Genomic DNA, 25195 nt, shown 5'->3' on the forward strand with positions numbered 1-25195 from the left:
CGCTACCGTGCCGCACGTGACGCACAGAGAGATCGTCGAGCAGGGTGTCCGGGTGCTGGGTGTGGCGGTCGTCTGTCTGTGCTCCCTCGTCGGGCTGACCGCCGTGTCGCTGATGGGCCTGTCCGCCGGGAACGAATGCGATCCGGGCGACCACGCCCTCTGCAACGGCTGGGGCAGGGACGTTCTGTCCCTCGGGCCGATGGTTGTCGCGCTGGCGGCAGCAGCCGTGGGCAGCTACGGCGCGATGTCCCGCCGCCCGTGGCGACCGGTCCTGTGGGTGATCGCGATGGCAGCGCAGTTCACGGTGTGGGCACTGGTGATGGAGCTTTACGGCTGAGGCTCCATCAGCTCGCTTCGCACCCTGGCCGGTTGGCCATCCCAAGGGAGGAGCGGGTGACGGCGATGGCGGGGGTCACGCCCGTCAGCCGCAGGATGGTGAGCATCCTGGTGTCGGTGCAGAGCAGGGTGAGGTCGCCGCCGCGGTCCACGGCTCGGCGCCAGGCCCGGCAGATGGGGCCGAGCCCGGCACTGTCGATGAAGGTCACCCCGCGCAGGTCGACAAGCACCGACGGAGCGCTGCGGGCGGTTGCCGCGTCCAGGTGCTGGTCGCTCTCGCCGGTGGTTGCGATGTCGATCTCGCCGTGGAACTCGACGACGGTCGTGCCCCGCACGTCCTGGCCGATGGTGCGGACCGCGGGACGCCGGAGGTGTCCGGGCGCCGCGCCATGGCCCGGATCGGATCCTGTTCGCATGGTGGCTGTGATGGCTGTGATCCTCTGCGGCTTCTCAGGTGCGGGGGATGCGGGCGCGGCCCCTTGTTCGGTGCGCGCCCCGTCCGGACCCGGTACGACCGGGTCCGGACAGGGCGGGACAGTCTCTAGCCCACGCCGATGCTGCTCTGGGAGGCGGGGAAGCAGCTGGGCTCGCCCGGGGACAGCATGACCTCCATGGAGTACATCTTGTCCGGGTGCAGGACTCCCTTGAGGGAGGGCTGCACCAGCACCAGGGAGTCCCCGTGCGGGATGGCGCTGGGCCGGATCACCATCACGCGTCCGTTCTTCGGATCCTGCGAGGAGACCGTCTCCAGGTTGGCGTTGTCGGTGCGGACCTTGGCGTGGCAGGACTCCGAGGCCCGCAGGACCACGGCCGGCACACCCAGGCTGCGCAGCGCCGCCTGGAGCCCGGACACCTCAGCGCCCGTCACCTGGATGCTGACGGTCCCGTCCTTGCGCGGAACCACCGTGTAGGCGGCGTTGCTCAGGACCGGCGCACCGCCCGGGACCTGGGTGGTGCTCTGGCCCGTTCCCGCTTGCGGGGTGTCGGTGGTACCGGCCGAGTGCGGGATCAGCATCACTGCGGTGGCGGCTGCGGCCAGTCCCAGCGCGGTGACCGCGATCCGCCGGGTGTGGCGCGGCCGCACCGGCACCGCCGCCACGGGCGGCAGGGCCGCGGCACGGGCGGTGAGCTCCTCGGCGAGCTGCTGCTGGAAGTGCACGGGGGTGGTCATGAGTGGGCCTCCGAGACAGCGTGCAGGGATGAGGTGGTCTTGGTGTCGACGCGCTGCAGGGCCATACGGGCGCGGTGCAGGCGCACCCGGGCGGCGGCCGAGCTGATGCCCAGGGCCTGCGCGGCCTCGCGGGTGGTGAGTCCGTCCAGGGCCACCAGGTCCAGCACCGCGCGCAGCGGCTCGGACAGGGCGGCGTGCCGCGCGGCCAGCTGCCGGGCGTCGCGGGCGGCGTCGATACGGCCCTCGATCGCGCTGACGTCCTCGTCGTCCAGCAGCCGACGGCCGGCGAGCTGGGCGGTGGCCTGCCGCTCGCGGGCACTGCCCCGGAAGTGGGCGGCCAGGACGTTGCGGGAGATGCCGTAGAGCCAGGCGACCGGTGCGCCGCGGCGGGCGTCGTAGGTGTGCGCTTGTTCGAGCGCCGTCAGGAAGATGTCGGCGGTCAGGTCCGCGGCCAGGTGCGGGCTGTCGGTGCGCCGGGTGACAAAACCGAGCACAGTGTCGAACTGCTGCTGGTAGAACACGGCGAACCCGACCGGATCACGCACGGGTGGCGCTGCTGAATGCTCCGCTTTCACGGACGACTCCTTGAACGGACGAGCAATGCCTTACATCTCTACTTGGCTCGGCCGCCCGAAAGCGTTACATGCCCCCTCCAGCACCGGCTGTTCCACACCTGGCAGCGTCAGGCGGGCAGGATCGTCGCCCCCGGGGCCGGGGACGTCGTGACCCGGGTCGTACGGCAGGTGCCGGAGGCCAGGACGGCCTCGGCGATCTTCTCGGCTTCTTCGGGGGTGGCCGCCAGGAAGGCGCACGTCGGGCCCGATCCGGAGACCAGGGCGGCCAGGGCGCCGGCCCCGGTGCCCGCGCGGAGGGTGTCGGCGAGGGCGGGGCGCAGGGAGAGGGCGGCGGGCTGGAGGTCGTTGCCCAGGGCGGCGGCCAGTGCGGCGGGGTCGCCGGAGGCGAGGGCTTCGAGCAGGGCCGGGGCCGGTTCGGGGTCCGCGATGTCGGCCGTGGTGGCGCCGGTGCCGGACGCTTCGCGCAGCCGGTCGCACTCGCGGTAGACGGCCGGAGTCGACAGACCGCCGTCCGCGACGGCGAAGACCCAGTGGAACGGTCCCCGCACGTCGAGCGGGGTGAGGATCTCGCCCCGGCCGCGTCCGAGCGCGGCGCCGCCGATCAGGTTGAACGGCACGTCGCTGCCCAGCTCGGCGCAGATGTCCAGGAGTTCGGCCTGCGGGGTGTGCAGTCCCCACAGGGCGTCGCAGGCGAGCAGTGCGCCCGCCCCGTCCGCGCTGCCGCCCGCCATGCCGCCCGCGACGGGGATGTCCTTGGCGATGTGGATGTGGACGGCGGGCTCGATGCCGTGCCGCGCGGCGAGCGCGACGGCGGCCCGGGCGGCCAGGTTCGTGCCGTCCAGGGGGATCTCCGCGGCGTCCGGGCCGGACGCCGTGATCCGCAGGCTGTCGGCGGGGGTGACGGTGACCTCGTCGTACAGGCCCACGGCGAGGAACACGTTCGCCAGGTCGTGGAAACCGTCGGGCCGCAGACCGCCGACGGCCAGCTGCGCGTTGACCTTGGCGGGGATCCGGACGGTGACGGAGGCGGACGCGGCGGCGGGCACGCTCACTGCTCGTCCTCCACCACGACGTCCGCGGCCGGCTTGCCCTCCGCCACGACGGCCACGGCCGGCTTGTGCTCGGCGATGGCCGCGAACTCCTCGACCGTCAGTGCCTCACCGCGCGCCTGCGGCGAGATGCCCGCCGCGACGAGCGCGGCCTCGGCGGCGGGAGCCGAGCCGGCCCAGCCGGCGAGCGCGGCCCGCAGGGTCTTGCGGCGCTGGGCGAAGGCCGCGTCGACGACGGCGAAGACCTCGCGCCGGGTGGCCGTGGTCGTCGGCGGCTCGTGGCGCACCAGCGCGACCAGACCGGAGTCGACGTTCGGCGCGGGCCAGAAGACGTTGCGGCCGATGGATCCGGCGCGCTTCACGTCCGCGTACCAGTTCGCCTTCACCGAGGGCACGCCGTAGACCTTGTTGCCGGGCTTGGCGGCCAGCCGGTCCGCGACCTCGGCCTGGACCATGACGAGGGTGCGTTCGATCGTCGGGAACGTCGCGAGCATGTGCAGCAGCACCGGCACCGCCACGTTGTACGGCAGATTCGCGACCAGCGCGGTCGGCGGCGGCCCCGGCAACTCCGTGACCTGCATCGCGTCGTTGTGCACCAGCGCGAACCGGTCGGCCCGGGAGGGCATCCGCGCCACGATGGTGGGGGTGAGCGCGCCCGCGAGCACGTCGTCGATCTCGATCGCCGTGACGCGGTCGGCCGCTTCCAGCAGCGCCAGCGTCAGCGATCCGAGGCCGGGTCCGACCTCGAGGACGGTGTCGTCCGGCAGGACGCCGGCCGTCCGCACGATGCGCCGCACCGTGTTCGCGTCGATGACGAAGTTCTGGCCCCGCTGCTTGGTGGGGCGTACGCCCAGCGCGGCGGCCAGTTCGCGGATGTCGGCGGGACCGAGGAGTGCGTCGGGCTCAGTGGTGCTCACGTACTCAGCGTACGGGCCCGGCAGCCGCCCTCGAGCCGTGCCCCGGCCGCGCGGACCGGCGGCCGGGCCACCGCTCAGCCGCCGAGCTTGCGCCCGCAGACCGGCCACGGGCTGGAGCCGCGCTGGATGTAGAGCCGTTTGGCGCGGAAGGTCTGTTCGCCCGCGGGGGCGTCCTGGGGGCGGCCGCTGCCGCCGAGGCTGTGCCAGGTCCGGGTGTCGAACTGGTAGAGGCCGCCGTAGGTGCCGGACGGGTCGACCGCGTGCGGGCGGCCGCCGGCCTCGCAGTGCGCGAGGCCCTGCCAGTTCAGGCCGTCGGCCCCGGCAACCGAGGTCGGCAGCGGTTTGGTGCCGATCCGGACGACCTGGGTGACGGGCTCCCTGACGATCTCGGAGCGGATGATCCTGGGCCGCTGCTTCACCCCGTTGATCGTCCGGAAGGCGTACGTGACGCGGCGGACACCCGCCTTGCCCGGAGTGTCGACGGCCTCGGTGCCGTGGAACAGCTTGGCGTCCTTGTGCTTCTCCGTGCGGAACCGCACCGGCTCCTCGCGCACCTCCTCGGTGCCGGAGATGCGCAGCACCGAGATGGTCTGGCCCTCGCGGGGGAAGCTCTCGGGGTCGACGGACGTCGTGTCCTGGTTCTGCAGGGTGATCCCGGACTGGGCGACGACCTCGCGGACGGTGGCGGCGTTGGTGCGTACCGTCCGCTCACGGCCGTCGGCGAGCAGCGTGACGGTCCGCTCGGTGCGTACGTCCAGGTCGAGGCCGTGCCGTCCGATGGACGAGCCGCGCGACGCGGACAGATGCGCGCCCTCGGCGCGGACGCCGAGCTCCCGCAGGGCCTCGTCGACGGTGTCCGCCGTGGTCCACAGCAGGCGGCGGTGGCCGTCGAGGGTGAGCGTGACGGGACGGCCGAAACGGACTTCGACCTGGTCGCCGTCGTGCAGCTCGGCCTGCGGGCCGGGCGCGACGAGGTCGTGCTCGCCCACGGTCACGCCTTGCTGCGCCAGCACCTCCCCGACATCGTCGGCGAAGGTGTGGAGGGTGCGCGGTTCGCCGTCGACGGTGAGCTGCACGTCCTTGTCACCGGCGAGGAACGCGACGGTCCCGCCCGCCAGGAACGCGACGACGAGCGCCTGCGGCAGCAGCTTGCGCAGGGAGTCGGGCCGGAAGTCGGGGCGGGAATCGCGCCGGGAACCTCCCACGGGAGAGGCCGCGGACGCCGGTTCCGGCCGTCTGCCGTTCCTGGCGGCGCGGCGCGCGGCGGTCCTGGCGCCGACCGGCGCTGCCGCGGGCGCCGGTTCCTGCTCCGGGATCAGCGGAAAGCAGCCGGTCGCCGCCGCCTCGTCGGCCCACGACGAGTTCGGTACGGCGTCCCAGTCGGACTGGTGCGGCAGCCGGGTGCCCGCGGCCTCCGGTTCGACCCCCGGCACGGGGGTCGCCGCACCGCGTGCTGCTCGGTGGGTGCCCTGCGCATTGCTCACGACGACTCCACAGGTCCGACGGTCCCCGATCCGGACCGGGACCCTAGCCCACGTTTCGTCACTCTCCAAAACCATCCGGGCACGCTGTGTCGTGATCACGCGTTTCGGGACGGGTGTCGGCCGGAGGGCCGACGGGGGGGCGACGGGGAGGCCTGCGGGGGCCGACGGGGATGGCGGCGGCCGTCAGTAGCCGAAGGCCCGCGCCGTGTTCGCCCCGATGGCGGACGCCAGCTCGTCCTCGGGGAGCCGCCTGGCCGCGGCCATCGCCCGCAGAGTGACCGGAATGAGGTACGGCGCGTTAGGCCGACCGCGGTACGGCACCGGGGTGAGGAAGGGCGCGTCCGTCTCGACCAGCAGGAGGTCGAGCGGGGCCACGGCGACGGCGTCCCGCAGGTCCTGGGCGGACTTGTAGGTGACGTTGCCGGCGAAGGACATGTAGTAGCCCTTGTCGGCGCAGATCCGGGCCATGGCGGCGTCGCCCGAGTAGCAGTGGAAGACGACGGTGTCGGGCGCGCCCTCCTCATCGAGGATGCGCAGCACGTCGGCGTGCGCCTCGCGGTCGTGGATGACGAGCGCCTTGCCGACGCCCTTCGCGATGTCGATGTGCCGGCGGAAGGAGTACTGCTGGGCCTCGACGCCTTCGGGGCCGGTGCGGAAGTAGTCGAGGCCGGTCTCGCCGACGCCGCGGACCTGGGGAAGCGCGGCGAGCGCGGCGATCCGGTCGAGGGCGTCCTGCAGGGCCTTGTCGCCGCCGGGGGTGCGGGCGCCCTGTCGGGACCAGCCGTCCGGATCGCCGTGGACGATCCGGGGCGCTTCGTTGGGGTGCAGGGCGACGGTGGCCCACACGTTCGGGTGCTGGGCGGCGGTGTCGGCCGCCCATTGCGAGCCCTTCAGGTCGCAGCCGACCTGGATGAGGGTGGTGACCCCGACGGAGGCGGCCTTGGCCAGAGCTTCCTCGACCGTTCCTTCCTGCATGTCGAGGTGGGTGTGCGAGTCGGCGACCGGGACCCGCAGCGGCTCGGGCACCGGCGGGGCCGCGGACTTCTCGTTCTTCGGGGACATGCCCCGATCCTATGGAGACCCGGGGAGCGGGCGGGACGGAGGCCGGGCGGACAGGGGGTCGGCCCTTACGGGCCCGGGGTCAGGCCGGCCGGGGATTCGGACGGGCCCGGCGTCAGACCGCTGTCAGGCCGTGTCGGCTTCTCCGTGCTTGCGGTGCAGCCGGTGCAGGAGGGACCAGTGGTGCGTGCGGTGCACGGCACGCTCGCCCGTGGGGGTGTTCCACAGCGACATCACATCGGAGACCTGACCCGACCGCATGATCCGCACCTTGTGCCCTCCGCAGTTCAGGCAGGTCGGGCGGGTGAGCGGGGACGGCACCTTCTCGCCGGCGGTCGTGTAGGTGACGAAGGGCTGACCCTTCGCGTCGACATGGTGCTCGATGTCGTACGACTGCTCCCAGCCGTGGCCGCAATTGAGGCACGCGAAGGCGTACGCCTCGGAGACGGTGGTGTCGGATCCGACGATCTCGCTCATGGCAGCTCCTGTTGCCCTCCGGACGAGGCGTCCGGAGCGGGTCTTCCCACTACCAGCGAACGCCTTTCCGGCCGATACCGCAGCAGGGGTATACGACTCTTGGGGCAGTTTTGGGCCGTAAGTGGGTAGTGCGCTACTTTGCTTTGCCCTCGTCCGAGTTTAGGCACGTGACGTACGTCACGACACTTAATAATGCTGTGCATTAACATGTTCCCATGGCGAGAACATCCGGACCCGAGACCCGCCGCAAACTGCTCCGCGCCGCCGGGGAACTCTTCGCCCTCAAGGGCGTCGACGGCGCGCTGACCCGCGACATCACCCGTCTCGCGGGCCAGTCCAACCCCTCCGCCGTGCAGTACCACTTCGGATCGCGGCAGGGCCTGCTCGACGCCGTCATGGCCGGCCGCCAGGACCGGACGGAAGCGGCGCTCGCACCACGGCTCGCCGAGCTGCTCGCGGGTCCGGCCCCGGGGCCGGACCCGCGGGAGGCCCCCGGGCCGGACCTGCGTGCGCTGGTCGCCGCGCTCGTCGACGCCGAGGCGACCGAGCTCGCCACCGACGGCGGACGGCACTGCCTGCTGATCTCCGCACAGCTCAGCCACGAGAGCGGGGTACGCACCCGCACCCCGCATCCGACGCTGGCCGGCACCGGCTACTGGCGGCTCATCTGCCTCATCGAGGACCGCCTCGACGGGCTGCCGGAACCCGTACGCCTGGAACGCCTCGACCTCGCGCTCACCCTGATCGGCGCGGCCCTGGGCGACCGGGCCCGCCAGTACCTCGACGGCACGCGGACCCTCACCGACGAGCCGCTGTTCCTCGCCGACCTCGTCGGCATGACCACCGCCATGCTGCGCGCGCCCGCACCCGAGACCGTCCCCGAGACCGCGCCCGTCCCCGAGACCGCGTCCGCACCCCGGACCGACCCCGAGACCGACGCCACTCCTCCAACGACGACCCCGACTCCACAGGGAGCTTGAAAATGAACGACCTGACCGGCAAGACCGTCATCATCACCGGCGCGGCCCGCGGCCTGGGGGCCGAGACCGCCCGTCAGGCGGTCGCGGCAGGCGCCAACGTCGTCCTGACCGACGTCCTGGAGGAGGACGGCAGGGCCACCGCCGCCGCGCTCGGCGACCGGGCCCGCTTCCTGCACCACGACGTCACGTCGGAAGAGGGTTGGGCGGCGGTCGCGGACTTCGCGGTCACCGAGTTCGGCGGCGTCGACGGCCTCGTCAACAACGCCGGGATAGCCGAGGGGAAGTTCATCGAGGACGCCTCCGTCGAATACTTCCGCAAGGTCCTCGACATCAACCTCACCGGCGTCTTCATCGGTATGAAGACCGTGATCCCCGCCATGAAGGAGCGCGGCGCGGGCTCGATCGTCAACATCTCGTCCGCCGCCGGGCTCATGGGCCTCGCCCTCACCGCGGGCTACGGCGCGTCCAAGTGGGGCGTGCGCGGCCTCACCAAGATCGGCGCGGTGGAGCTGGGCACCTCCCGCATCCGCGTCAACTCCGTCCACCCCGGTATGACGTACACGGCCATGACGGCGTCCGTCGGCATCCAGCGGGGCGAGGGCAACTTCCCGAACACCCCGATGGGCCGGGTCGGCGAGGCAGACGAGATCGCGGGCGCCGTGATCTTCCTGCTCTCGGACTCCGCCTCGTACGTGACGGGCGCCGAGCTCGCCGTGGACGGCGGCTGGACGGCCGGTCCGACGGTCAAGTACGTCATGGGTCAGTAGGACGGGGAGGCGCGCGGGGGTCCGGTTCTCAGGCCCCCGCAGGCGCTCCAGGCCCCTTCTCCGCCGCCTTGGCCGCGTTCTTCGCCGCCACCACCGCGTCGAAGACATCGCGCTTCGGCAGGCCGAGCTCCGCCGCCACGGCCACGATCGCCTCCTTGCGGCGCTCCCCGGCCTCCTCGCGCACCATCACCCGCCGCACCAGTTCGGCCGGGCCGAGGTCCGACGGCCCCCGCTCCGGGGCGCCCTCCACGACGACGGTGATCTCGCCGCGCACGCCCTCCGCCGCCCAGGCCGCCAGCTCCTTCAGCGGGCCGCGCTTGATCTCCTCGTACGTCTTCGTCAGCTCACGGCACACCGCCGCGCGCCGGTCGGGACCGAACGCCTCCGCCATCGCGGCCAGCGTGTCGTCGATCCGGTGCGGCGCCTCGAAATACACCAGGGTGCGACGGTCGTCGGCCACCTCGCGCAGCCGCGCCAGCCGCTCCCCCGCCTTGCGCGGCAGGAAGCCCTCGAAGCAGAACCGGTCGACGGGCAGCCCGGAGAGCGCCAGCGCCGTCAGCACCGCCGACGGGCCCGGCACCGCCGTGACCCTGATGCCCTTCTCCACGGCCGCCGCCACCAGCCGGTAGCCGGGGTCGGAGACCGACGGCATGCCCGCGTCGGTGACGAGCAGGACGCGGGCGCCGTTCTCCAGCGCCTCGACCAGCTCGGGGGTGCGGGCGCTCTCGTTGCCCTCGAAGTACGAGACGACCCGGCCGGTCGTGTGCACGCCGAGTCCCTGCGTCAGCCGGCGCAGCCGCCGGGTGTCCTCCGCGGCGATCACTTCCGCCGCGAGCAGTTCGGCGGCGAGGCGCGGTGGCGCGTCCTGGATGTCGCCGATGGGGGTCCCCGCCAGAACCAGTACGCCTACGCCTGCCGCTGAGCTAGTCACGGGTCCAGCTTCCCACCCGCCCGCCCTTTGCCCTCAATCGGCGGGCGGCCTGGGGGTGGGGGTGGAGTGGCCTCGAACGCCGGCCGGGCTGAAATAACGGGGTGGGACGCAGGCAGCCCTGACCGTGGCCGCCAAACGCCGGCCGGGCCGAACGGTCGCCTCGAACTCCCCCAGCCACCGCTGGGAGGTGCCCCCAGGGGCTGAACCGCTGACAGGAAACGCACAGGAAAGGGGAAAAGGGCGGCTTCCTGTCATCGGAGGGTGGGTTCGAGGGTGGAATCCGCATGCCCGGGACCCGAACCGGCATGCGACATCCCTACGATGGCCCGGTGACCAGTGACACCGCGACTCAGGCCGAGCGGGACGAGGGCCTCCTCCACCCGGAGCCGCAGCCCAGCGCATGGCAGCGACGGCTGCGCCGCTTCGGCTATACGGACCGGCCGCACGTGGACGTCCGCGACCGCCTCGTGGTGCCGTTCCCGGAGCCCGGGACCCGGCTCTGGGGTTCGCTGGGCCTGGGCCAGGCGGCGGCGTCGAGGGTGGCGCGGCTGACCGGATGGGGCGGTCCGCTGCTCGTGGCGCTGATGGCGGGCCTCATCCGCTTCTGGCACCTGGGCACCCCGCACGCGGTGATATTCGACGAGACGTACTACGCGAAGGACGCGTGGTCGCTGCTCAAGTTCGGCTACGAGGGCACCTGGACCGACGGCAAGATCTCCAATGCGCAGATCCTGGCCGATCCCCAGATCATCCCGCTGTCGCGCGATCCGGGCTATGTGGTGCACCCACCGGTCGGCAAGTGGGTCATCGCGGTCGGTGAGCAGCTGTTCGGCCTGAACCCGTTCGGCTGGCGGTTCATGGTCGCGCTGCTCGGCACCCTGTCGGTGCTGATGGTGTGCCGGATCGGCCGCCGGCTGTTCCGTTCCACCGCGCTGGGCTGCCTGGCCGGCCTCCTGCTGTCGGTGGACGGTCTGCACTACGTGATGAGCCGTACGGCGCTGCTCGACCTGGTCATCATGTTCTTCGCGCTGGCCGCGTTCGGCTGTCTGGTCGTGGACCGCGACTGGTCGCGGGCCCGGCTGGCGGCGGCTCTGCCGGTCGGCGAGGACGGTGTGGCGCGCCCGGACCGCCGGGTCGGGGACCGCGGCAGCATGGGCTGGCGGCCGTGGCGGCTCGCGGCCGGGCTGTTCCTGGGCCTGGCGTGCGCGAGCAAGTGGAACGGTCTGTACTTCCTGGCGGCTTTCGGGCTGATGACGATCCTGTGGGACGCCGGCTCGCGCCGGGTCGCCGGCGCCAGGCGCCCGTACGTGGCGGTGCTGCGCAAGGACACCGGCTGGGCGTTCCTGTCCGTCGTGGTCGTCGCCATCGGCACGTACCTGGTCTCGTGGACCGGCTGGTTCGTGACCAAGGGCGGCTACGGCCGGGACTGGGCGGCACACCGCAAGGGCCTGTCCCCCGACCACATCAAGCTGCCGCTGATCGGCCGGATCGACCTGCACCAGTTCGACATGACGTGGATGCCGGACGCGCTGCGCAGCCTGTGGCACTACGAGTTCCAGGTCTACCAGTTCAACATCGGCCTCTCCACGCCGCACATGTACCAGTCGAACCCGTGGAGTTGGATGGTCCTGGGCCGGCCCGTCTCCTACTTCTACGAGTCGCCGAAGAACGGCGAGGCCGGCTGCACCGCGGCCAAGGGCTGCGCCCGCGAGATCCTCGCCATCGGCACCCCCCTGCTGTGGTGGTCGGCCTGCTTCGCGCTGCTGTACCTGCTCTACCGCTGGGGTTTCCGCCGCGACTGGCGGGCGGGCGCGATCCTGTGCGCAGCGTTCGCCGGCTGGCTGCCCTGGATGATGTACCAGGACCGCACGATCTTCCTCTTCTACGCGGTCGCCTTCGTCCCCTACCTCTGCCTCGCCGTCGCGATGATGATCGGCGCGATCCTCGGCCCCCCGGGCTCCGACGAACGCCGCCGGATGTGGGGCGCGGTCGGCGCGGGCACACTCGTCCTGCTGATTGTCTGGAACTTCATCTACTTCTTCCCCATCTACACGGGGATGCCGATCTCGATGGACGCCTGGCGTGCCCGGATGTGGTTCGACTCCTGGATCTGACGCCGGAGGCCCCCTCGGGGCGGGTTGACCGGAGTGGCTGGTCCTGGGCGCTCGGTCCGCACCTGATATCGACGCGTGCCCGGAATGAGACCCCCTGCGTCACTGCGGTCACGTAAAGTGCGGTGAAGAGCGCTTTCTTTGAACGCGTTCAGTTCACGAGGGGGGACGGGAAATGCAGCGGGGTGCCAAGCTCGGCATAGTCGGTGGAGTGGTCGCCGGGATGCTCGGGGTCGCCGGGTACGGGGTCTACAACGTGCTGGACGCGCTCAACAGCGACAGCACGTCGTCGACGGGCAACGCCGGTTCGGCGAAGAGCACGCAGCCGCCGGACGCCAAGGAGATCACCGAGACCGCGGCCGACTTCCTGGCCGCCTGGGCCTCCGGGGACACCGCGAAGGCCGCGGGCCTCACGGACTCCGTGCAGACCGCCACCACCGCGCTGAGCGGGTACAAGGACAAGGCGCACGTCTCGGCCGTCAAGCTCACCCCGGGTACTCCCGTCGGCGCCAAGGTGCCGTTCAACGTGGCCGCCACCCTGTCGTTCCAGGGCAAGACCTCGCCGTGGGCGTACGACTCCGCCCTCACCGTCATCCGTGGCACGAGCGGCAAGCCCGTCGTGCAGTGGAAGGCCGCCGTCGTGCACCCGAAGCTCGCGGAAGGCGCGAGCCTTGAGACCGGTACCGCCAAGCAGCCGACGCTGGACTTCACCGACCGGCACGACAAGGTCCTCGATCCGGCCAAGTACCCGTCCCTGGGACGGTTCTTCACCCAGCTGCGGACCACCTACGCGTCCAAGGCGACCGGCGGCACACCCGGTGTCGAGACCTGGATCGACGGCGCGGACGGCGCCGTGACCGAGACGCTGCACGTCATCACCAAGGGCACCGGCAGCAAGTTCCCGACCACGCTGGACGCGGACATCCAGGCGGCCGCGGAGAAGGCCGTCCTGAAGCGGTCGGGGTCGGCCGTGACCGCGCTGGACGTGAACACCGGCGGGATCCTCGCCGTCGCCAACAACCCGGCGACCGGCACCAACCTGGCCTTCGGCCCGAATGCCGCACCCGGATCGACCTTCAAGGTCGTGACGGCGACGGCGCTGCTGAAGGCCGGGCTCACACCCAGCTCCAAGGTGCCGTGCAAGGCGCACGACAACATCGACAACGGCAAGATGTACAAGAACGTGGAGAAGGAGGGCAATGAGCAGGCCGACTTCGCCTGGGACTTCGCCAACTCCTGCAACACCGCCTTCATCTCGCAGGCCCACCGGGTCGCCGGCAACACCCTCCAGAGCACCGCGCACGACGTCTTCGGTCTCAACCAGAACTGGGAGATCGGCGTCAAGTCCGTCAACAGCAGCGTCCCCGGCGGCACGGGCGACGAGCTGACGTCGGAGATGATCGGCCAGGGCAAGATCACCGCGAGCCCGCTGGACATGGCGTCCGTCGCGGCCACCGCCAAGAACGGCAGCTTCCACCAGCCGCGGATCGTGGCCGCCGACCTCATCGCCGGCCGGCCCTCGATCAGCACCACTCCGCTCTCCCCGGGCGTCAAGCGCTCGCTGCAGCGGATGATGCAGCAGACCGCGCAGAGCGGCACCGCCGCCACCGCGATGAGCGGCGTCGGCGGCAACGTGGGCGCGAAGACCGGTTCCGCCGAGGACGGGGAGGGGCAGCCCAACGGCTGGTTCCTCGCCTATCGCGACGATGTCGCCGCGAGCGCCATCGTGCAGAACGGCGGCCACGGCGGCGACTCCGCCGGACCCATCGTCGCGGCCGTCCTCAAGGCCTCGTAAGCCACGTGCGACCGGCGGCCCCCACTAGGGCGTGTTGCGAAAGTCCCGCCTGGCCCACGACGCCTGGCACGCGCCCTCCGGGCGAACGGCGCTACTTTCGCAACGCGCCCTAGCGCAGCGCCGCCAGGCACTCCCGTACCGCCCGCAGCAGGGCCTGGGCGCGGGGGTCGGACGTGACGTTCTTCTGCATGCCGTTGGTGATGTAGCCGAAGCCGATACCGGCGTCCGGGTCCGCGAAGGCCAGCGGGCCGCCGCGGCCGGGGTGGCCGAACGAGGCGGGGCCGAGGAACGGGGAGGACGGGCCGTGCAGCATGTAGCCGAGGCCGAACCGGGTGTTGACGACGAGCACCTGGTCCGGCCCGTCGGACTCGACGGTGCGGGCGCCGGTGACGGTGGCCGGGGCGAAGAGCATCCTGCTCTCGGCGTCGCTCTCCCGGTACCCGTCCACGTTGCCTATCAGGGCCGCGTAGAAGCGGGCCAGTGAGCGGGCGGTGGCGATGCCGTTGGAGGCCGCCAGTTCACCGGCCCGGTAGGCCGGGTCGTTCTCGTCCGGGAGCGGGGTGATCGCGGCGAAGGCCCGGCGGGTGAGCGAGTCCGGGTTCGCGTAGGCGTCGTGGACCGACTGCTTGGGGCGGGCGCGCAGCCCGCTCGCGGCGGGCGCGGGCGGCGGCGGGACGTCGGCGATCCGCCCGACGCGGTGGGCCTCGCCGGGCGGCAGGCCCACCCACAGGTCCAGGCCGAGCGGCCGGGTGATCTCCTCGGCGATGTACCGGCCGAGGCTGCGCCCGGACGCCCGCTGGACGATCTCGCCGAGCAGCCAGCTGTAGGTCTGGGCGTGGTAGCCGTGGGTGGTGCCCGGCGCGAAGAGCGGGGCCTGCGCGGCGACGGCGCGGGGGCCGGACACCCCGTCGAGGGCCTGTTCCGGGGTGAGGGGCACATCGAGTGCGGGAACGCCTGCCCGGTGCGCGAGGACGTCCCGTACGGTCACCCGGTCCTTGCCCGCGGCCTTGAAGGCCGGCCAGTACGTACCGACGGGCGCGTCCAGGTCGAGTTGACCGCGCTGGTGGAGCAGGAGCAGGCAGGCCGCCGCCGGGCCCTTGGTGGCGGACCGGACGATCTGCGCGGTGTCCTCCTGCCAGGGCTCGTCACCGTCGGGGCCTGCCGTGCCCGCCCACAGGTCGACGACCTTGCGGCCGTCGCGGTAGAGGGCGAAGGCCGCGCCGCGGTCACCGCGCAGCTCGAAGTTGCGTGCGAACGCCTCGCGGACCGGCTCGAAGCCGTCCGTCACCGTCCCATGGACGTCCACCACCGTTGTCGCTCCCGCTCCGCGCCCGACATGAATCCGCACCCCCATGGTGCACGGCGCACCCCCACATCCCAACCCCGGCCTTCCCCGATACCTTCCAGGACCTTCCAGGACCTTCCGGGAACTTGTTGGGAGCGGGCATGAGCCGCGCCCCGCTCGCGGAATCCGAGCGGGGCGCGGCCGGGACCGAACGCAGGACCCGATGGCGGGGACCGGGAGCAGGCCCGGTCCTGGAGCGGTTACAGCGCCGGGTAGGCGTTCTTCATGAGCTCCTGGAACTGGGCGGAGAACCACTTGCCCGCCAGCGGCGAGTCCGGCAGCGCACCGCTCATGCTGTTGCCGTTGCGACCGTTGCCGGTGTAGGTCGGGTCACACATCCGGTCGAATCCCTTGCCCTCGTCGTTCGGGATCGCCGAGCTGGCACCGTCGGACTCACCCGGCGGCTTCACCCACACATAGGCGTCGATCCCGGCTGCGGGAGCCGCGGTCGGCCGTGCGCCGATACCGGCACCGGACTGGTTGCACCAGTTGCCGAGGTGGATACGGCGGTCGAGTCGGCCGCCGTTGACGTATGTGTCCACGGAGGTCGTCGCACCCGGTCCGGTGGGCCGGGCCGCGCCGCCCCAGCCGTTGCGGGAGGTGTCGATCAGCATGCCGAGACCGGAGTCGAAGCCGGTCGTCACCAGGAGGCTGCGCAGCGCCTGGGCGTAGCTCTGCTCGTCGACGTACTGGTTCCAGTCCACCCACTTCGACTGGCGCACGGAGGTGCCGTTCACGCTGTCGGTGATCTTGAAGAACGGCTCGGTCGTCGCGCCGTAGTTGGCGGTGTTGACGATGAAGCCCGCCACGTCGTTGACGGTGGCGCCGCCCGTTGTCGCGGCCTTCAGGAACTCCTGGGCGGCCGGGCCCAGGTTGGTGTCCCAGCCCAGCCAGCCGTGGTGCCCGGCGTCGATGTAGTTGTAGACGTTCGCGTACGCGCCGAGCCTGTGCAGCGCGTAGCCGACGCCGGCCTCGTAGTTGCCGTTGGCCTTCATCGTCGCGCACGCCTCGGTCGAGCCGGCGGTGCCACCCGCGTTGGTGACCAGGTTCGGCAGCGAGTCCGGCTCGACGATCGTGACGATGCGCAGCGCGGCGTAGGCCGGGTCGGCGATGATCGCGGCGATCGGGTCGATGTACTCGGCCTTGTAGCGGGCGAGCTCGGTCGCGCCGAGTTCGCCGTTGGAGGCGAGCGCCGCGCAGTCACGGCCCGGCAGGTCGTAGATGACCAGCTCGATGGTGAGCGGCTGTCCCGCGGCCTGGGTGACCGCCTTGTTCAGGTGGGCGCGCAGGCCCATGCCGCCGTTCACGCCGTTGATCGCGGCGATCCGGTCGAGCCATACGGCGGTCGACGTGTTGGCGATACGGCTGCCGCCGGCCTCGGCCGCGGCCTTCGCGGACCACTCGGGGTTGACGTAGCCCTTGGCGCCGGCATACGGGTTGTCGACCCGGGTGCCGGGCGGCGGGGTGGTGGGCGGGGTCGTCGGCGGCGTCGGGGGGGGAGTCGTCGGAGGGGTGGTCGGCGGGGTCGTGGGGGGTGTGGTCGAGCCGCCGTTGCAGGCGACGCCGTTGAGCGTGAAGGCGGTGGGGCTCGCGTTCGTGCCGCTGTAGGAGCCGTTGAAGCCGAAGTTCGTGGAGCCGCCGGTCGCCAGGGTCCCGTTGTACGACAGGTTCTTGGCAGTGACGGCGGCGGCGCTCTGCGCGATGTCCGCGTTCCAGCCCTGGGTGACCTTCTGGTTGCCGGCGAACGACCAGCCCAGCGTCCAAGAAGTGACCGCGGGCCCGGTGTTGGTGAGGGTCACCTGGGTGGTGAAGCCGGTGTCCCACTGGTTCTGCACCGTATACGCGACCGTGCATCCGGCCGCCGCGTCCGTGGCGGCCGAGGCGTTGGTGGCGGTGAACGCGGCCGCGGTCCCGCCCGCGGTGGCGATGAGGAGACCTGCGGCCAGCACGGCCGTACGGCGGTGTCGTGGCGGTGGTAGCTGGCGTGGCTGTTGCGCTGCGGCTCTCATGTGCGGACTACCTCCGGGGTGGGGGTGAGCTTTCAAGTCGTCGAGGGAGGTGGTGCGTTGATGCCTGTTGCGGTTACACGCTCTTAACGTGGGAGCGCTCCCATAGTTGAGCGTTGACCAAGTCCTGTCAACGCTTCGAACAGAACCGCCGTCAGCCGGAGACCCGGCCCGCGCTACGCGGCCGGCCCTACGCGATCACCCTTACGCGGTCGGCCCTACGCGATCACCCTTACGCCGTCGCCGCTGCCGCCGCCCGGCCCGCCGTGCGCCCGGAGAAGATGGAGCCGCCGAGGAACGTCCCCTCCAGCGAGCGGTAGCCGTGCATGCCCCCGCCGCCGAACCCGGCCGCCTCGCCCGCCGCGTACAGCCCGCCGAACGGTTCCCCGCCCGCCCGCAGCACCCGTCCGTCGAGGTCGGTCTCCAGTCCGCCGAGCGACTTGCGCGTCAGGATGTTCAGCCGGACGGCGATCAGCGGGCCCGCCTTCGGGTCCAGGATCCGGTGCGGCGACGCCGTGCGGATCAGCTTGTCGCCGAGGTAGTTGCGCGCTCCGCGCATCGCCATGACCTGGAGGTCCTTGGTGAACGTGTTGGCGATCTCCCGGTCCCGCGCCTCGATCTCGCGGCGCAGCGCGGTCTCGTCGATCAGCGCGTCCTTGGTGATCGCGTTCATCCCGCGGACCAGCGCCGGCAGATCGTTCTCGACCACGAAGTCGGGACCGTGCTTCTTGAAGGCCTCGACGGGTCCGGTCGCGCCCGGCAGCGCGCGCTTGAGGACCTCGCGCACGCTCTTGCCCGTCAGGTCCGGGTTCTGCTCGGATCCCGAGAGCGCGAACTCCTTCTCGATGATCTTCTGGGTGAGGACGAACCACGTGTAGTCGTAGCCCGTCGTCATGATGTGCTCCAGCGTCCCCAAAGTGTCGAACCCGGGGAACAGCGGCACCGGCAGCCGCTCGCCGCGCGCGTTCAGCCACAGCGACGACGGGCCCGGCAGGATCCGGATGCCGTGCCGCGCCCAGATCGGGTCCCAGTTCTCGATGCCCTCGGTGTAGTGCCACATCCGGTCGCCGTTGATCAGGTTCGCGCCTGCGGCACCGGCCGTGCCGAGCATCAGGCCGTCCACGTGCGCCGGGACGCCGGACAGCAGCTTCTCGGGGGGCGTGCCGAGCCTGGCGGGCCAGCTCTTCCGGACGAGGTCGTGGTTGCCGCCGATGCCTCCGGAGGTGACGATGACGGCCTGCGCCGTCAGGGTGAACGCCTCGAGCACCTCGCGCGAACTGGCCTCACCGCGCTGGGCGCCGTCGGCGACCAGGATCTCGCCGGTCACACCGTCCACCGTGCCGTCGGTCGTGTTCAACCCGGTCACCCGGTGCCGGAACCGCAGTTCGACGCGGCCCCGCGCGACCGCTTCGCGCACCTGGCGGACGAACGGCTCGATGATGCCGGGGCCGGTGCCCCAGGTGATGTGGAAGCGCGGCACCGAGTTGCCGGGGCCGGTCGCCAGGAAGCCGCCGCGTTCGGCCCAGCCCACCACCGGGAAGAACCGCACGCCGCGCTCGTGCAGCCAGGCGCGCTTCTCACCCGCGGCGAAGTCCACGTACGCCTCGGCCCACTTGCGCGGCCAGTGGTCCTCCGGGCGGTCGAAGCCCGCCGTGCCCATCCAGTCCTGGAGGGCCAGCTCCGGGCTGTCCTTGATGCGCATCCGGCGCTGCTCCGGCGAGTCGACCAGGAACAGCCCGCCGAACGACCAGAACGCCTGGCCGCCGAGCGACGCCTCGGGTTCCTGGTCCACCAGGATCACCTTGCGGCCGGCGGCGGCCAGCTCCGCTGTCGCCACCAGCCCGGAGAGCCCTGCTCCTACGACGATGACGTCCGCGTCCATTGCCATGGCGGTGCCCTCCGGGTTCGACGGTTGGGGGCACGTTACCTCGCGGTAGGGGCCGTCACCGAGCGGGGGTTGAAGCCGAAGGGGAGTTCGAGCCGGTGCGCCCGCATCAGGTCCTCGTCGCAGAGGAGTTCCTGGGTACGGCCGTCGGCGGTGATGACGCCGTCGCTGAGGACGACCGCGCGGGGGCAGAGCTCCAGGGCGTACGGAAGGTCGTGGGTGACCATCAGGACGGTGACGTCCAGCGAGCGGAGGATGTCGGCCAGCTCGCGGCGGGACGCGGGGTCGAGATTGGACGAGGGCTCGTCCAGGACCAGGATCTCCGGCCGCATCGCGAGCACCGTGGCCACGGCGACCCGGCGGCGCTGCCCGAAGGACAGGTGGTGCGGCGGGCGGGCCGCGAAGTCGGCCATCCCGACCTGGTCGAGGGCGGTCATGACGCGCGCTTCCAGCTCCGGGCCGCGCAGCCCCCCGGCGGCGGGCCCGAAGGCGACGTCCTCGCGGACGGTCGGCATGAAGAGCTGGTCGTCGGGGTCCTGGAAGACGATGCCGACCCGGCGGCGGATCTCGGCGAGGTGCTTCTTGCCGACGGGCAGCCCGCCGACGGTGACCGTGCCGGCGCCGCCGGTGAGGATCCCGTTGAGGTGCAGGACCAGGGTGGTCTTGCCCGCGCCGTTGGGCCCGAGCAGCGCCACCCGCTCACCGCGGGCGACGCTCAGGTCGACGCCGAAGAGCGCCTGGTGACCGTCGGGGTAGGCGAAGGCGAGGCCGCGGACGTCCAGCGAGGGCGGCATCGTGCCCGCGGCCGGGTCACGGGTCGGTTCGGTGATCATCTCAGCGTCCATCCTGTCAGGCAGACGGCCAGGGCCAGTACGGGGAGTACGGCGGCGTGCGACCACTGGGCGCGGGTGGCGGTGACGTCGTCGATGACGGGCATCGTGCCGGTGTAGCCGCGGCTGACCATGGCCAGGTGGACGCGTTCACCGCGTTCGTAGGAGCGGATGAACAGCGCGCCCGCGGACTTCGCGAGGACCGGCCAGTGCCGGACGCCGCGGGCCTGGAAGCCGCGCGACTCCCGGGCGATCCGCATCCGCCGCATCTCGTCGGTGATGACATCGCCGTAGCGGATCATGAAGGACGCGATCTGGACGAGGAGCGGCGGCAGCCGCAGCCGCTGGAGGCCGAGCAGCAGCTCGCGCAGCTCGGTGGTGGCGGCGAGCAGCACGGACGCGGCGACGCCGAGGGTGCCCTTGGCCAGTACGTTCCAGGCGCCCCACAGGCCGTTCTCGCTCAGCGACATCCCGAGGACGTGGACCTGCGGGCCGGTCGCGACGAACGGCAGCAGGACGGCGAAGGCCACGAACGGCACCTCGATGACGAGCCTGCGGAGCAGGAACGCGATCGGGACGCGGGCACGGAACGCGACGGCCACGAGCAGGACCGCGTACAGGCCGAAGGCCCACATCGCCTCGCGCGGGGTGGAGACCACGACGAGGACGAAGCCGAAGACGGCCGCGATCTTGCAGTGCGGGGGCATCCCGTGCACGGGCGAGTGCCCGTGCCGGTAGAGCCGGTGTGCGTGTCCCGCGCCCATCGTCAGGCCCCCTGGCCCTGGATCGGGTGGACGGTGTGCGTGCGGCGGCGCCGTACGACGATGAAGACGCCGGAGCCGACGGTCAGGGTCGCGCCGACTCCGATGACCCCGGCGAGGCCGCCCGACAGCCGGGCGTCGCCGACGTCCTTGACGCTGTAGCCCGCGAGCGGGGAGTCGTCGGTCGCGTGCGGCTTGGCCTTCTCGTCGATGCCCTTGTCGTGGGCGACCTTCTCCAGGCCGTCGGGGCTGGCGGAGGCGTAGTAGCTGACGCCGCCCGCGAGGGCGAGTGCCGCGATCAGGCCCGCGATCCAGACCGGCCGGTTGGAGCGGCCGGCGGGGGCCGGGGAGGTCACGACGGCGGCGGGCACCGGGGTGGCCACGGTCACGGCCGCCGGACGGGCCTCGCCCGGCACCAGCGGGGCGCCGGTCGGCGTGGTGCGCAGCTCCAGCGGCTTGCTCAGCCCCCGTGCCCCGTAGACCAGGTCGGGGCGGACGGCGACGACCGCGCCGACGGTGGCGGCGGTGATCGCGGCCTCGCCGATGCCGATCAGCACATGGACGCCGACCATCGCGGTGGCGACCTTGCCGATCGGCACGTCGGTGGTGCCGCCGAGCCAGTAGATCGTGGTGAACGCGACGGCGGCGGCCGGCACCGAGACGACCGCGGCGGCGAACGAGGCGACGGTGATGGAGGCCCGGCTGCGCGGCAGCACCTTCACCAGTCCGCGGAAGATCGCGTAGGCGACGACGGTCGTCACGATCGCCATGTCGGTGATGTTGGTGCCGAGCGCGGTGAGCCCGCCGTCCGCGAACAGGACGCCCTGCATCAGCAGGACCACGGACACGCACAGGACCCCCGTGAAGGGGCCGACGAGTATCGCCGCGAGCGCGCCGCCCAGCAGATGGCCGCTGGTGCCGGCGGCCACCGGGAAGTTCAGCATCTGCACGGCGAAGATGAAGGCGGCCACCAGGCCGGCGAGCGGCGCGGTGCGCTCGTCCAGCTCGCGGCGGGCGCCCCGCAGGCTGATCGCGACGGCCGCGACGGCCACGACACCGGTCGCCGCCGACACCGGGGTGTCGATGAATCCGTCGGGTACGTGCATGGGGGTCCCCTCGAGTACTGCCTGGTCAACCGTTCGATGATAGTGGCTACCTGCAATCGATGTGCAAGAGCGGTTCTGGTGCATCGGGAGCGCGTACGAGTTGCCCGCGCCCCCCATGCCCAGAACCATGGGGTAGGTGAGCGATGGCGCGTATCTCCGGTATCCGCATATTCATGGCGAACTGCTGTGCTTCGTCGCCGAGGACGATGTCTGGGTCGCACCGCTGGGGCGGCCGGGTGGCGTTCCCGGCCGGGCCTGGCGGGTCACGGCCGACCGCACGAGGGTCGGCTCGCCACGCTTCTCGCCGGACGGCTCCGCCATCGCCTTCACCTCGTGGCGCAGTCTGGACCCGGAGATCCACCTCGCCCCGGTGGACGGCGGCCCGGCCCGCCGGCTGACGTACTGGGGCAGCTTCGACACCCGGGTGTGCTCCTGGACGCCCGACGGGCAGGTCCTCGCGGTCTCCTCGCACGGCCAGCCGTTCTCGTACTTCTCCTGGGCCCACAGCGTGCCGACCGACGGCGGTCCCGGCGGCCGGCTGCCGTGGGGCCCGGTCTCGGACATCGCGGTGAGCGACGTCGCCGGGGAGCGCCACACGCTGCTGCTGAGCGGCACCCCGCCGCACGAGCCGCACGCCTGGAAGCGGTACCGGGGCGGGGCGACGGGGCGGCTGTGGCTGCACGGCGAGCGGCTGGTGCCGACGATCGACGGGCATCTGAACTCGCCGATGTTCGTGGGCGACCGTATTTGCTTCCTCTCCGACCACGAAGGCGTCGGCAATCTCTACTCGTGCGCTCCGGACGGTACGGACCTGCGCCGCCATACCGACCACGCGGACTTCTACGCCCGCAGCGCCTCGACCGACGGGGAGCGGGTCGTCTACCAGTGCGCGGGCGAGCTGTGGATCGTCGACGACCTCTCCCCCGGCGCCCGGCCCCGCAAGCTGGACGTCCGGCTGGGCGGCCCGCGCGCCGGCCGGCGGCCCTACCAGGTGCCGGCCGCGTCCAACCTGGACGGCCTGGCCTGCGACCGGACCGGTCGCGCCAGCGCGGTCTGCGTCCGCGGCAGCCTGTACTGGCTGACCCACCGGGACGGCCCGGCCCGCACCATCGCCGACGAGCCGGGCGCGCGCGTCCGGCTGCCCGAGATGCTCGGGGACACCGGCCGGATCGCCTTCGTCACGGACGCGGAGGGCGAGGACGGCATCGAGATCGCCCATCTGCCGGGCCGGGCCAGCCGTCCGGCGGTCCGCGCGGCGCTGGAGGGCCTCGACGAGGACGACGACGGCAACGCCCTGGACGAGGACGACGAGGCCGGGGAGACCGCCACTCCCCTGGACACCCCCGCGGTCTCCACCGGCACCGCCGGCCGCGCCGCCGTGACCGGCACCGGGCCCCGGCTCGGCGTCGGCGAGCTGGGCCGCGTACTGGAACTGGTCTCGTCCCCGGACGGCCGTACCCTCGCCGTCGCCGCGAACGACGGGCGGCTGCTGCTCGTCGCCACCGGCGAAAGGGGCGATGCGGGCGGAAACGGCGACGAGGACGACGGAGACGGCTTCGCGACCGACCCCGACCACGCGAGCAGCTCGTCCGGGACCGTGGCCGAGCTGATCAGGTCCACGAACGGCCCCGTGCGCGACCTCGCGTTCTCCCCCGACTCGGCCTGGCTGACCTGGTCGCACCCCGGGATCGGCCGGTCGCTGCGCTCGGTGAAGATCGCCAGACTCGCGGACCGCACGATCATCGACGTGACGAACGGCCGCTTCGAGGACGAGCAGCCGGTCTTCACCCTCGACGGCCGCTATCTGGCGTTCCTGTCGTGGCGCGGCTTCGACCCGGTCTACGACGTGCACACCGGCGATCTGTCGTTCCCGCTCGGCTGCCGCCCCTACCTCGTACCGCTGAACTCCGCGACGCCGTCACCGTTCGCGCTGCCCGTCGACGGCCGCCCGATCGGCGGCGGCCTGGACCCGGCGGAGAGCGGCGGGGACGGTCCGGTGGTGGTCGAGACGGAGGGGCTGGCGAGCCGTGTCACGCCGTTCCCGGTCCCGGCGTCCAAGTACTCGGCGCTGGAGCCGGTGCACGACGGCCTGGTGTGGCTGCGCTGGCCGATCTCCGGCGCGCTCGGCGAGACGTTCACCAACCCGACGGACCCGTCCGCGCGTCCGACCCTGGAGTACTTCAACCTGGGCAAGTCCAAGCGGACCGAGCTGGTCCACCACATGGACTGGTACGCGGTCAGCGGGGACGGCAAGCGGCTGGCGGTCTTCGACGAGGGCGATCTGGCCGTCCTTCCGGCCACCGAGCGCGGCGACGACGACTCGACGGTCTATGTCGACATGCGGCGGATCCTGCACGAGGTCGACCCGCCCTCCGAGTGGCAGCAGTCCTACGCCGAGGCCGGCCGGCTCATCCGGGACTACTTCTGGGCCCCCGACATGTGCGGCATCGACTGGCCCGCGATCCTGGACCAGTACCGTCCGCTGGTCGAACGGGTCGCCACCCCCGACGAGTTCGCCGATCTGCTGCGCGAGGTCCTCGGCGAACTGGGCACCTCGCACGCGTACGTCAGCCCCGCCCGCCGCAACGAGGGCCCGGCGCACTACCAGCGGCCGATCGGGCTGCTCGGCGCCAACTTCCAGCACAACAAGGACGGTACGTGGACGGTGGTGCGGATCCTGCCCGGTGAGTCCTCGGACTCCAAGGCCCGCTCCCCGCTGGCCGGCACCGGAATCCGCGAGGGCGCGGTGCTCACCCATATCGACGGGCGCCCCGTCGACCCGTGCGCGGGACCGTATCCGCTGCTCGCGGGCGCGGGCGGCACGACCGTGGAGCTGACGTTCACCCCGCCCGGCGAGGGGCATCCGCGCCGGGTCGCCGTCGTCCCGCTGATCGACGAACGGCCGCTGCGCTACCAGGACTGGGTCGCCAAACGGCGGGCCGTCGTACGGAATCTGAGCGGCGGCCGGTGCGGCTATCTGCACATCCCCGACATGGGCGGCTCCGGCTGGGCGCAGTTCAACCGCGATCTGCGGATGGAGGTCGCCTACGAGGCGCTCATCGTGGACGTACGGGGCAACGCGGGCGGGCACATCAGCGAACTCGTCGTCGAGAAGCTCACGCGCACCATCCTCGGCTGGGACCTGACCCGCAACGCTCAGCCCGTCTCGTACGCGAGCCAAGCGCCGCGCGGTCCGGTCGTCGCGCTCGCCGACGAAGCGACCTCATCCGACGGCGACATGATCACCGCCGCGTTCAAACTGCTGGGCCTCGGCCCGGTGGTGGGGCTGCGGACGTGGGGCGGCGTGGTCGGGATGACCGGCCGGCACAAGCTGGGGGACGGCACGGTGATCACGGTGCCGATGAACGCGGGCTGGTTCGACGCGTACGGGTGGGGCGTCGAGAACTACGGCGTCGACCCCGATGTCGAGTCCCTGCGCACCCCGTTGGACTGGGCGGAGGGGCGGCACGCCCAACTGGACGTGGCCGTCGACACGGCCCTCGCGCTGCTGGCCGAACACCCCGCCGTCACCCCGCCGGACCTCTCCGAGCGCCCGGACCGCCGCCGCCCGCCGCTGCCACCGCGCTGATCCGGACGCCGCCGCGGCAGC

At 72.1% G+C, this 25195-nt stretch carries 21 protein-coding genes; 6 read left to right on the forward strand and 15 right to left on the reverse strand.

Annotated elements, in window-relative coordinates:
- Positions 1 to 16: 16 nt before the first annotated feature.
- Complete coding sequence (locus G3I60_RS09495; RefSeq protein WP_164294414.1) at positions 17 to 337, forward strand: hypothetical protein; 321 nt, start codon at positions 17 to 19, stop codon at positions 335 to 337.
- 7 nt (positions 338 to 344) lie between these two features.
- Here the strand turns inward: G3I60_RS09495 and G3I60_RS09500 are convergent, their stop codons facing one another.
- The 8 genes from G3I60_RS09500 to G3I60_RS09535 all read right to left on the reverse strand — a co-directional run bounded on the left by G3I60_RS09500 (position 345) and on the right by G3I60_RS09535 (position 7068).
- Positions 345 to 752, reverse strand: coding sequence for an STAS domain-containing protein (locus G3I60_RS09500; RefSeq protein ID WP_164294413.1), 408 nt, complete (start codon positions 750 to 752; stop codon positions 345 to 347).
- Between the two features lie 125 nt (positions 753 to 877).
- Positions 878 to 1507: a hypothetical protein gene (locus tag G3I60_RS09505; RefSeq protein ID WP_164294412.1), complete on the reverse strand. Its 630-nt coding sequence runs from the start codon at positions 1505 to 1507 to the stop codon at positions 878 to 880.
- A complete protein-coding gene (locus tag G3I60_RS09510) occupies positions 1504 to 2082 on the reverse strand; it encodes an RNA polymerase sigma factor (RefSeq protein WP_244809205.1) in 579 nt (192 codons plus the stop codon). The genes G3I60_RS09505 and G3I60_RS09510 overlap by 4 nt, the downstream gene beginning before the upstream one ends.
- Positions 2083 to 2189: 107 nt before the next feature.
- On the reverse strand, positions 2190 to 3134 hold the full coding sequence (locus G3I60_RS09515) for a 4-(cytidine 5'-diphospho)-2-C-methyl-D-erythritol kinase (protein WP_138354704.1): 945 nt from the start codon (positions 3132 to 3134) through the stop codon (positions 2190 to 2192).
- The gene (rsmA, locus tag G3I60_RS09520) at positions 3131 to 4048 is read right to left on the reverse strand and encodes a 16S rRNA (adenine(1518)-N(6)/adenine(1519)-N(6))-dimethyltransferase RsmA (RefSeq protein ID WP_164294411.1); all 918 of its coding nucleotides are present in this window, start codon (positions 4046 to 4048) and stop codon (positions 3131 to 3133) included. Before rsmA ends, G3I60_RS09515 begins: the two co-directional genes overlap by 4 nt.
- A gap of 74 nt (positions 4049 to 4122) precedes the next feature.
- Positions 4123 to 5532, reverse strand: a complete 1410-nt coding sequence (locus G3I60_RS09525; protein ID WP_343241053.1) for a ubiquitin-like domain-containing protein — start codon at positions 5530 to 5532, stop codon at positions 4123 to 4125.
- Between the two features lie 183 nt (positions 5533 to 5715).
- Positions 5716 to 6594, reverse strand: coding sequence for a TatD family hydrolase (locus G3I60_RS09530; protein WP_164294409.1), 879 nt, complete (start codon positions 6592 to 6594; stop codon positions 5716 to 5718).
- 123 nt (positions 6595 to 6717) lie between these two features.
- A complete protein-coding gene (locus G3I60_RS09535; protein WP_138354708.1) occupies positions 6718 to 7068 on the reverse strand; it encodes a hypothetical protein in 351 nt (116 codons plus the stop codon).
- 215 nt (positions 7069 to 7283) lie between these two features.
- Between G3I60_RS09535 and G3I60_RS09540 the strand changes: the two genes are divergently transcribed.
- Together G3I60_RS09540 and G3I60_RS09545 are read left to right on the forward strand one after the other, a co-directional pair.
- Positions 7284 to 8048: a TetR/AcrR family transcriptional regulator gene (locus G3I60_RS09540; RefSeq protein ID WP_164294408.1), complete on the forward strand. Its 765-nt coding sequence runs from the start codon at positions 7284 to 7286 to the stop codon at positions 8046 to 8048.
- Positions 8049 to 8050: 2 nt separating this feature from the next.
- On the forward strand, positions 8051 to 8815 hold the full coding sequence (locus tag G3I60_RS09545; protein ID WP_164294407.1) for a glucose 1-dehydrogenase: 765 nt from the start codon (positions 8051 to 8053) through the stop codon (positions 8813 to 8815).
- Between the two features lie 28 nt (positions 8816 to 8843).
- Here the strand turns inward: G3I60_RS09545 and rsmI are convergent, their stop codons facing one another.
- Positions 8844 to 9746, reverse strand: coding sequence for a 16S rRNA (cytidine(1402)-2'-O)-methyltransferase (gene rsmI / locus G3I60_RS09550; RefSeq protein WP_138354711.1), 903 nt, complete (start codon positions 9744 to 9746; stop codon positions 8844 to 8846).
- A 329-nt stretch (positions 9747 to 10075) separates the two neighbouring features.
- Between rsmI and G3I60_RS09555 the strand changes: the two genes are divergently transcribed.
- Together G3I60_RS09555 and G3I60_RS09560 are read left to right on the forward strand one after the other, a co-directional pair.
- Positions 10076 to 11860, forward strand: coding sequence for a dolichyl-phosphate-mannose--protein mannosyltransferase (locus G3I60_RS09555; protein WP_244809207.1), 1785 nt, complete (start codon positions 10076 to 10078; stop codon positions 11858 to 11860).
- A gap of 172 nt (positions 11861 to 12032) precedes the next feature.
- Entirely contained in the window at positions 12033 to 13652 is a 1620-nt protein-coding gene (locus tag G3I60_RS09560) for a penicillin-binding transpeptidase domain-containing protein (RefSeq protein WP_164294406.1), read from the forward strand.
- A gap of 109 nt (positions 13653 to 13761) precedes the next feature.
- Here G3I60_RS09560 and G3I60_RS09565 read toward each other — a convergent pair whose 3' ends face one another.
- The 6 genes from G3I60_RS09565 to G3I60_RS09590 form a co-directional block, all read right to left on the reverse strand.
- Positions 13762 to 14961, reverse strand: a complete 1200-nt coding sequence (locus G3I60_RS09565; RefSeq protein WP_164294405.1) for a serine hydrolase domain-containing protein — start codon at positions 14959 to 14961, stop codon at positions 13762 to 13764.
- A 236-nt stretch (positions 14962 to 15197) separates the two neighbouring features.
- Positions 15198 to 17006, reverse strand: a complete 1809-nt coding sequence (locus tag G3I60_RS09570) for a glycoside hydrolase family 6 protein (RefSeq protein ID WP_164606985.1) — start codon at positions 17004 to 17006, stop codon at positions 15198 to 15200.
- A 229-nt stretch (positions 17007 to 17235) separates the two neighbouring features.
- Positions 17236 to 18891, reverse strand: coding sequence for an FAD-binding dehydrogenase (locus tag G3I60_RS09575; protein ID WP_164294403.1), 1656 nt, complete (start codon positions 18889 to 18891; stop codon positions 17236 to 17238).
- Between the two features lie 35 nt (positions 18892 to 18926).
- Positions 18927 to 19721: an energy-coupling factor ABC transporter ATP-binding protein gene (locus G3I60_RS09580; protein WP_203672589.1), complete on the reverse strand. Its 795-nt coding sequence runs from the start codon at positions 19719 to 19721 to the stop codon at positions 18927 to 18929.
- Entirely contained in the window at positions 19718 to 20482 is a 765-nt protein-coding gene (cbiQ, locus tag G3I60_RS09585) for a cobalt ECF transporter T component CbiQ (RefSeq protein ID WP_164294402.1), read from the reverse strand. Before cbiQ ends, G3I60_RS09580 begins: the two co-directional genes overlap by 4 nt.
- Before the next feature lie 2 nt (positions 20483 to 20484).
- On the reverse strand, positions 20485 to 21585 hold the full coding sequence (locus tag G3I60_RS09590; RefSeq protein WP_164294401.1) for an energy-coupling factor ABC transporter permease: 1101 nt from the start codon (positions 21583 to 21585) through the stop codon (positions 20485 to 20487).
- A 136-nt stretch (positions 21586 to 21721) separates the two neighbouring features.
- On the opposite strand from G3I60_RS09590, the gene G3I60_RS09595 reads away from it, so the two are divergent.
- Positions 21722 to 25174, forward strand: a complete 3453-nt coding sequence (locus G3I60_RS09595; protein ID WP_164294400.1) for a S41 family peptidase — start codon at positions 21722 to 21724, stop codon at positions 25172 to 25174.
- Positions 25175 to 25195 lie beyond the last annotated feature (21 nt).

Source organism: Streptomyces sp. SID13666, assembly GCF_010548325.1.
GTDB classification, from domain to species: domain Bacteria; phylum Actinomycetota; class Actinomycetes; order Streptomycetales; family Streptomycetaceae; genus Actinacidiphila; species Actinacidiphila fildesensis.